Raw genomic sequence first — 6,388 nt, forward strand, 5'->3', positions numbered from 1 at the left:
GCATACTGAGTGCCTGTCTTTCCGAGTAGCCTACCCATCACGCGGCCTTGCAGGGCCCCGCTTCAAGGCCGTGCTGTAGAGAAGGAGATACACATGAAGGTTGGCCAAATTCTGGACCGAAAAGGCCACGATGTTATCGCGCAGGAGGTCGGATGTACCGTGTTGGAGGTTGCCAAGCTGCTTGGTGAGCGGCGCATTGGTGCGGTTCCCGTCCTGGAGAAGGGAAAACTTGCAGGTATTATTTCCGAACGCGACATCATGCGCGGTCTTGCCATTCGCGGTGGCGGCGTGCTTATCGATGATATCTCTACGCTTATGACAAAATCGGTTTTCACTTGCACGTCCGATGATACTGTTCAACACCTCATGGGCATGATGACCGAGCGGCGTATCCGGCACGTGCCCGTTTTGCAGGAGGGCAAACTTGTCGGCATGATATCGATTGGCGATGTAGTCAAGGAACGCATGCAAGAAACCGAGCAGGAGGCTGAAGCGCTCAAGGAATATATTGCGAGCGCCTGAGCTTCAGCGGCCGTCCAGTAGGCGTGTGTATATCGGTGCGTAATTGGCAACGCTGTTTTTCCAGTTTCTAACATGCTCGACATAGTGCCTGCCGGCACTGTGATAGCTGTCCCACTGGTGCCGGTCTCGTATCAACTCCAGCGCGACCCTGACAAAATCGTCAGTGTTGTTTGCCTGGAAAAGCCGCCCGGTTTTGCCGTCGTCGATCAGTTCCTTATGTCCGCCAACGTCCGAAGCGAGCACAAGCTTTTTGAGAGCCATGGCCTCGAGCGGTTTCAGCGGTGTGACCGTTTCTGTGAGCCGCATGGGGTGTCGGGGGTATGCGAGAATATCGGCGACGCTATAATACTTGCGTACCTCTTCATGGGGAACTCTTCCGGTGAAAATCACATCATTCTCAAGACCCAGCTCTGCAACGCGATTCTTCAGTTGTCGCTCCATCGGCCCGCCGCCGACCAGCAATACAGCGGCTTCAGGGCACGCGGCTTTGAGGGCGGGCAATGCCTCAATCAAAAACTGGAGACCCTCATATTTGTAAAATGATCCAATAAAACCAAAGACGATGCGGCCCTGAAGCCCAAGGCTGTTTTTTAAGGCTTCATCACATGTTTCGATGGGCGGGAATGTCTCAACATTGACCGCATTGGGAATAATGGAGACTTTATCGGCCGGTATGCCGCGCGCTACAATATCACTGCGCAGGCCCTCGCAGATGCAGGTAACGTGGTCTGCCTGCGTGATTGCTTTTGTTTCGGTGGCGCGGGTCAGTCTGTAACGAAAACTGTTTTCCGACGTTGTACCATGGTCGACAGCAGCGTCCTCCCAGAAAGCCCTGATCTCGTAAACCACAGGTCGACCGCCTGACGCGGCCTTGGCCGGGAAAAAATCCAGTACAGGGGAGTGGGCATGCAGGATATCCGGCTGCAGTTCCTCCACCAGCGACGTTAACCGCCGTTTTGTTGTACGCATTTCCTGCCATTCTTTGAGAACTGGTGGCGCCCAGTTGGGGCTCCCGGTGTTTGGTGTACGGTGGATGGTCCAACCATTGATTTCCTCTGACAGTGCGGCCGTTGCCCCCTGACGTGGTGTGGTGACGAGGATGGGATCCCATCCTCTTGCGCGCTGTTCTGACAAAATCGACATGGTGCGGAACACATATCCGCTGTGTTTGGGTAGCGAATGGTCAAGGACATGGAGGATACGCATTGTAATGCCCTTCTAGTGGTTGATACGATGACTGATGATCGCCAGCGTGTCTCTGATTTGGGGCAGGGCAAGGTCAAAGGCGGTTTGTCCTTCCATGATCAGTTCACTGGCGCGGTGGAACTCCATCAGTCCGATGTGGCCGACCCGAGGACAGATCGATATGTCTGGCGGGTCGCCAGCCAGTCGTGAACGTGAAAGCCGGTTCTGCATAATATTCAGGCTGGCCATAAGGTTGGCAAAAAGACTGGGAGCGTCTTTTTTGTGACCAAAGATCTTGCGGAAAAGCGAAGATTTTCTGTCATTTACCAGAGTTGCTGCATGACCATCATGCTCTGCAAAAACGCCGTAATCATCACTGTTCATTGCGCCGTCTGCTTGCGCTCTTTTCCGTCCGTAAAGGTCTTCGGAGAGATTGATGGCAATGACGATGTCGCAGCCTGCTGCGCGGCAAACGGAAACCGGCACCGGGTTGACCAGAGCACCATCGACCAGCCACCGACCGTCTCGTTTCTGTGGTTCAAAAATACCGGGGATGGCAAAGCTTGCCCTGAGTGCGCTCGACATTTCCCCTGTGTCCAGCCAGACCTCATGCCCGCTTTTCAGTTCACAGGCAACGGCAGTGAAAGGAATCTTCATGTCGGAGAAAAGAACGTTGCCAAACTTTTCTTCCATCAGGGAGTTCAGCTTGTCACTGCCAAAAAGACCGCCGCCGAAGCGGAGGTCCAGCAGCCGGAAGAAGTTGTATTCCCCGAGACTGCAGGCCCACTCCTCAACGACATCAAGGCTTCCGCTAGCGAAGGCACCACCAACAACGGCACCGATGGACGTGCCAGCCACGACGTCTATGGGAATGCCTTCTTCCTGCAAGCGCTTGATGACGCCGATGTGGGACCAGCCACGCGCAACGCCGGCGCCGAGAGCTAGACCGATCTTGGGCCGTCGGGGCGGAAGGGGGCCGGGCTGACTAGCTTTGTCGGTATCAACCTGACCAGGAGCCGCGGGCTCGCTTTTTTCCTGTCGTTGGGTTTTGTCGCTTTTTAGAATGCCAAGCATATGGGATTGTGCCTCAATAAATATTGGCCTCAACTTGCGGAAAAGTGACCGGAAAGGCAAGGGGATATGGGCCGGATATACTAAGCGTATATATAAACATCCAGTTATTCTGCTTGCTACGATACCCCAGCGAGAGCGCCGAGCAGCCCCAAGAAAAACTTTTCACAGGTTTTCGTGTTTGCCAGCATTGCGGACAGCAGGATGATCCCCATATAATTCGGCACATGACATACAACAATATTGGGCTTTATTGTGAATCTTGGAATTTTCTGTGGGGTTGGCCTGTTTGCATTTACGGGATTGATACTCTTGGGCGACGATGCGCAGGCCGAGGATCAAGACATCCATCTCTTGTCCCTGCAGGTGGAAAACGACCTTTTTTTCGGTGATACAGATCAGGACTACACCAACGGCATCAGGCTGGCCTATGTGCATCATCCGGGCGAGAAGCGCCTGGGTGCGGGGATTAATGGTTTTCTGAGAAAAAATCTGCCGCTTGCCCGCTCCGGGAAGAATGTCGATGTCTATTATTCCCTGGCGCTTGGGCAGAACATGTACACGCCTGAAGATATCTCTCGCTCCGACCTTATCGTCAATGACCGACCATATGCTGGCTGGAGCTATCTCGAGTTCGGCGTTACAGCACAAGGGCGCAACGATTTTGAGCTTCTCAAACTGGATGTCGGCCTTGTAGGGCCTGCGTCAGGGGCCGGTTTTACCCAGCGCCAGTGGCACCACCTTATCGGGGCCGACCAGCCAAATGGGTGGGCGCATCAGTTGCCTAATGAACCTGGTCTGAACCTTCACTATGCCCGCGGCCGGCGCTTTGTTATCGACCGGGTGGGTAGCGAACGCTGGTCTTTCGATGTGACGCCGCATTTCGGCGCGGCGCTTGGTAATGTGTACACCTATGGTGCCGTCGGTGCCACGCTTAGGGTCGGGACCGACCTGAACCGCGAACTTGGCGCGCCGCCGCGTATCCAGCCTTCTTTGCCCGGCAGCGATTATTTTTCCGGTGAAGGCTTTGATTTCTATCTCTTTGCTGGCGGTGAAGCGCGTTATGTGGTCAGGAACATCTTTCTGGATGGCACATGGCGCTCTCACGAACATGATGTCGCAAAGGAAAATGCAGTCCTGGACCTTCAGGTCGGCGCTGTCTTCTTTTGGCAGGACTGGCGGCTCGCTGTAACCCATGTCTTCAGGACCAAGGATCATGAGTTTGCGGACGGTGGCCACGAATATGGCTCTATCACGCTGTCACACCGATTCTAAACACTCTGGTAGTCTGGTTTCTGGCTCGAAACAGAGAATATCGCCGGGCTGGCAGTCCAAATACTGGCAGATTGCTTCGAGGGTGCTAAAGCGCACCCCTTTCACCTTGCCGGACTTGAGCAAGCTCAGGTTCGCTTCTGTGATCCCGATATGAGCGGCAAGATCCTTTGATTTGACCTTACGCTCAGCCAGCATCATGTCAAGACGGACAATAATGGCCACATGCCCCTCCCTTAAACGATTTCATTGAGTTCTTCGCGCTGTGCGCGGCCTACACGCATCATTTGTGCAATACACAGGGCCATCAGCGCGGGGATGAGGCTTAAAAGATCCTCACTGCCAAAGCTGATCATAAGCGCCCGTTCGCCGGGCTGGTTGTTCAGCGTGATCACAAGTACAAGGGCAGTATCGCTGAGCCAGCGCACCAGGGCGTGCCATAGAAGAAGCCGCCCCGCGCGGAAGCAGTAGCGCTCCGATGCGGCGTTAAACCAGTCACCGCGTTCCGCCATGCCGATCAGTGGTAACAGGCATACAAGGGCCCAAGCGAAGATAAGGGCCGGGACCAAGGTCACGATAAGCCCGGCCATCCGTTGCCATGGCAATAAGCGACCGAAGCCACCATACTGTTCAACAAGCGCGTTTTTGCTGATGTATGTAAAGCTGGCAGGGTCTGCCCACATCCATAAAACAGGTGCAATGACAACGATGACCGATAGATAGATCACCCAGCGAAAAGCGATCAGGCTAGGAATGTTCATATGTTTGTCTGGTTGCGACACAAGCAGGAGGCTCCACAATTTGGCCATATAATTATTGTTTTACAGAAAATAATTATCTGATAATGATATTTTCATCGTAGCAGGAAGGAACGTGAATATGAAGAGGCGTCTGTCCCGATATTTTGTCATCGCCTCTTTTATCCTGTCGGTCATGATCGTTTCGGCACTGGCGATACAGAGTGTCCATGCCGCCGAGGGCGATAGCGAGGAAACCAGAAGCCAGACTGACAAAAGAAAAGCTGGCCAAAGCCATCCCGAGGGCCCGCTTGTTGTTCCCATCTATCCACACTTTCGTGAACAGGACGATAAGGAACGCAAGCTGCCTGAGGGGGCTGACTTCCGTGATAGCTATATAGTGCTTGAGGATGGCTCGGTCATCTCTGTCGCAGATTGGATATTGGGTTCGCTCACCAAGAATCAAACGGGCGCAGGCATGAGCGATTATCAGAACCGGTTGTTCCTTGGCCAAGTGGCGCGTTCGATGGTGGGTATGGATGAGGAGCTCGTCAATAAAAGCCTGTTGCATTCGGGTGCGCCAGTTCCCTTCATCGAGGGCAATCCCTTGCCAGTGCCGCTGGAGATATTGAAGGGACTCAAGAATATGCTGTTCCCCCAGATGCCCAAAAACTGGTCACCAGCGACCTCAGGCGGCGGGTTTAGCCGTAATGCCTGGCAGGAGGGGCACGCGGCGGTACTGTTCGAACGGCAGATGTCGGATGCCATGAGTCTTAACGCCGGCGAATTATGGGAATCAGGCTCCATGCAGAACATGTTACGGGACTATAAGGCCCATATGGCTGACGCAAAGCCCGATCAGAGTCGGGGTGAGGGGGCTGAGCGTCCCACCGATTCACCGCAAAAGTAGCCGCCGAACGGTTGCGCGGATACCGATTCAGTGTCTGCTTGCGAAACATGCGCGTTTGCGCTCTGATTCATTTCAGCAGATATAGTCTTTATATATGGCGGTTTTTTAAATCCGAGAAAGCGCGGTTTTTTCGGCGTGGCTGAGTCACCGATTTTGATGCCCATTTCGGTAAACTCGAAATAGTTTTGCCTGCGTTTCACAATTAAAACCGGGCCAGGGTGTTTCTACCCCGAAATTATATTACTCAAGAGTGTTTCATCTTAACATATTCGGCAAGAATATGGGGTTTCAGGCAGGTAAACGCGCTTTTTTCAAAAAAACGCAAAAAAGGTGTTTACAGGTTGGCGAACCACCCCTATAACCCGCCTCCACCGACGGGGTGCAGCGCAAGACGCGACACACCGACGGGGCAGCAGCCGGGACGAACCCAAGGGTCTGAAACGGAAGCTGATTTTGTTCTTTGACATTGTAGGATGGAAGGGAGATGTGGACGGTGGTCTGGTGACCATTGTTTAGATCTCAAGGATACTCCGGAGGTTTAGTAAGCCTCTTATGTATCCGGCTACTTCGAGAGAAGTAGTGTCAGTGAATTCTTGAGCGCGGTGAGCGATCACCGTGAGGAAGATTTTCTGGTTGTGTGAAGAACGGTGGTTTTTACGGAAGCCATTAGGTTTCTTGTTCAACTTGAGAG

At 53.4% G+C, this 6,388-nt stretch carries 7 protein-coding genes; 3 read left to right on the forward strand and 4 right to left on the reverse strand.

The window, feature by feature from the left end; all coding sequences use genetic code 11:
- Nucleotides 1-93: 93 nt before the first annotated feature.
- Nucleotides 94-522, forward strand: coding sequence for a CBS domain-containing protein (locus tag ACN0VM_RS16325; RefSeq protein ID WP_417451964.1), 429 nt, complete (start codon nt 94-96; stop codon nt 520-522).
- Nucleotides 523-525: 3 nt separating this feature from the next.
- On the opposite strand, the gene ACN0VM_RS16330 is transcribed toward ACN0VM_RS16325, so the two are convergent.
- A complete protein-coding gene (locus ACN0VM_RS16330) occupies nt 526-1,728 on the reverse strand; it encodes a TIGR04063 family PEP-CTERM/XrtA system glycosyltransferase (protein ID WP_417451965.1) in 1,203 nt (400 codons plus the stop codon).
- Between the two features lie 12 nt (nt 1,729-1,740).
- Nucleotides 1,741-2,781 (reverse strand): patatin-like phospholipase family protein, encoded by a 1,041-nt coding sequence (locus ACN0VM_RS16335; protein ID WP_417451966.1) that lies wholly within the window; start codon nt 2,779-2,781, stop codon nt 1,741-1,743.
- 252 nt (nt 2,782-3,033) lie between these two features.
- Between ACN0VM_RS16335 and ACN0VM_RS16340 the strand changes: the two genes are divergently transcribed.
- Entirely contained in the window at nt 3,034-4,053 is a 1,020-nt protein-coding gene (locus ACN0VM_RS16340) for a lipid A deacylase LpxR family protein (protein ID WP_417451967.1), read from the forward strand.
- On the opposite strand, the gene ACN0VM_RS16345 is transcribed toward ACN0VM_RS16340, so the two are convergent.
- Both ACN0VM_RS16345 and ACN0VM_RS16350 read right to left on the reverse strand, forming a co-directional pair.
- Nucleotides 4,039-4,275, reverse strand: coding sequence for a helix-turn-helix domain-containing protein (locus tag ACN0VM_RS16345; RefSeq protein ID WP_417451968.1), 237 nt, complete (start codon nt 4,273-4,275; stop codon nt 4,039-4,041). The genes ACN0VM_RS16340 and ACN0VM_RS16345 overlap by 15 nt on opposite strands.
- 11 nt (nt 4,276-4,286) lie before the next feature.
- A complete protein-coding gene (locus ACN0VM_RS16350; protein WP_417451969.1) occupies nt 4,287-4,811 on the reverse strand; it encodes a DUF2975 domain-containing protein in 525 nt (174 codons plus the stop codon).
- 118 nt (nt 4,812-4,929) lie between these two features.
- On the opposite strand from ACN0VM_RS16350, the gene ACN0VM_RS16355 reads away from it, so the two are divergent.
- Nucleotides 4,930-5,697, forward strand: coding sequence for a hypothetical protein (locus ACN0VM_RS16355; protein ID WP_417451971.1), 768 nt, complete (start codon nt 4,930-4,932; stop codon nt 5,695-5,697).
- Nucleotides 5,698-6,388: the final 691 nt, after the last annotated feature.

This window comes from Kordiimonas sp., from assembly GCF_048260245.1.
Taxonomy (GTDB): Bacteria; Pseudomonadota; Alphaproteobacteria; order Sphingomonadales; family Kordiimonadaceae; genus Kordiimonas.

Coding starts and splice junctions, on each gene's coding strand:
- ACN0VM_RS16325 (WP_417451964.1), top strand. CDS start 94: ATGAAGGTTGGCCAAATTCTGGACCGAAAAGGCCACGATGTTATCGCG.
- ACN0VM_RS16330 (WP_417451965.1), bottom strand. CDS start 1,728: ATGCGTATCCTCCATGTCCTTGACCATTCGCTACCCAAACACAGCGGA.
- ACN0VM_RS16335 (WP_417451966.1), bottom strand. CDS start 2,781: ATGCTTGGCATTCTAAAAAGCGACAAAACCCAACGACAGGAAAAAAGC.
- ACN0VM_RS16350 (WP_417451969.1), bottom strand. CDS start 4,811: ATGAACATTCCTAGCCTGATCGCTTTTCGCTGGGTGATCTATCTATCG.
- ACN0VM_RS16355 (WP_417451971.1), top strand. CDS start 4,930: ATGAAGAGGCGTCTGTCCCGATATTTTGTCATCGCCTCTTTTATCCTG.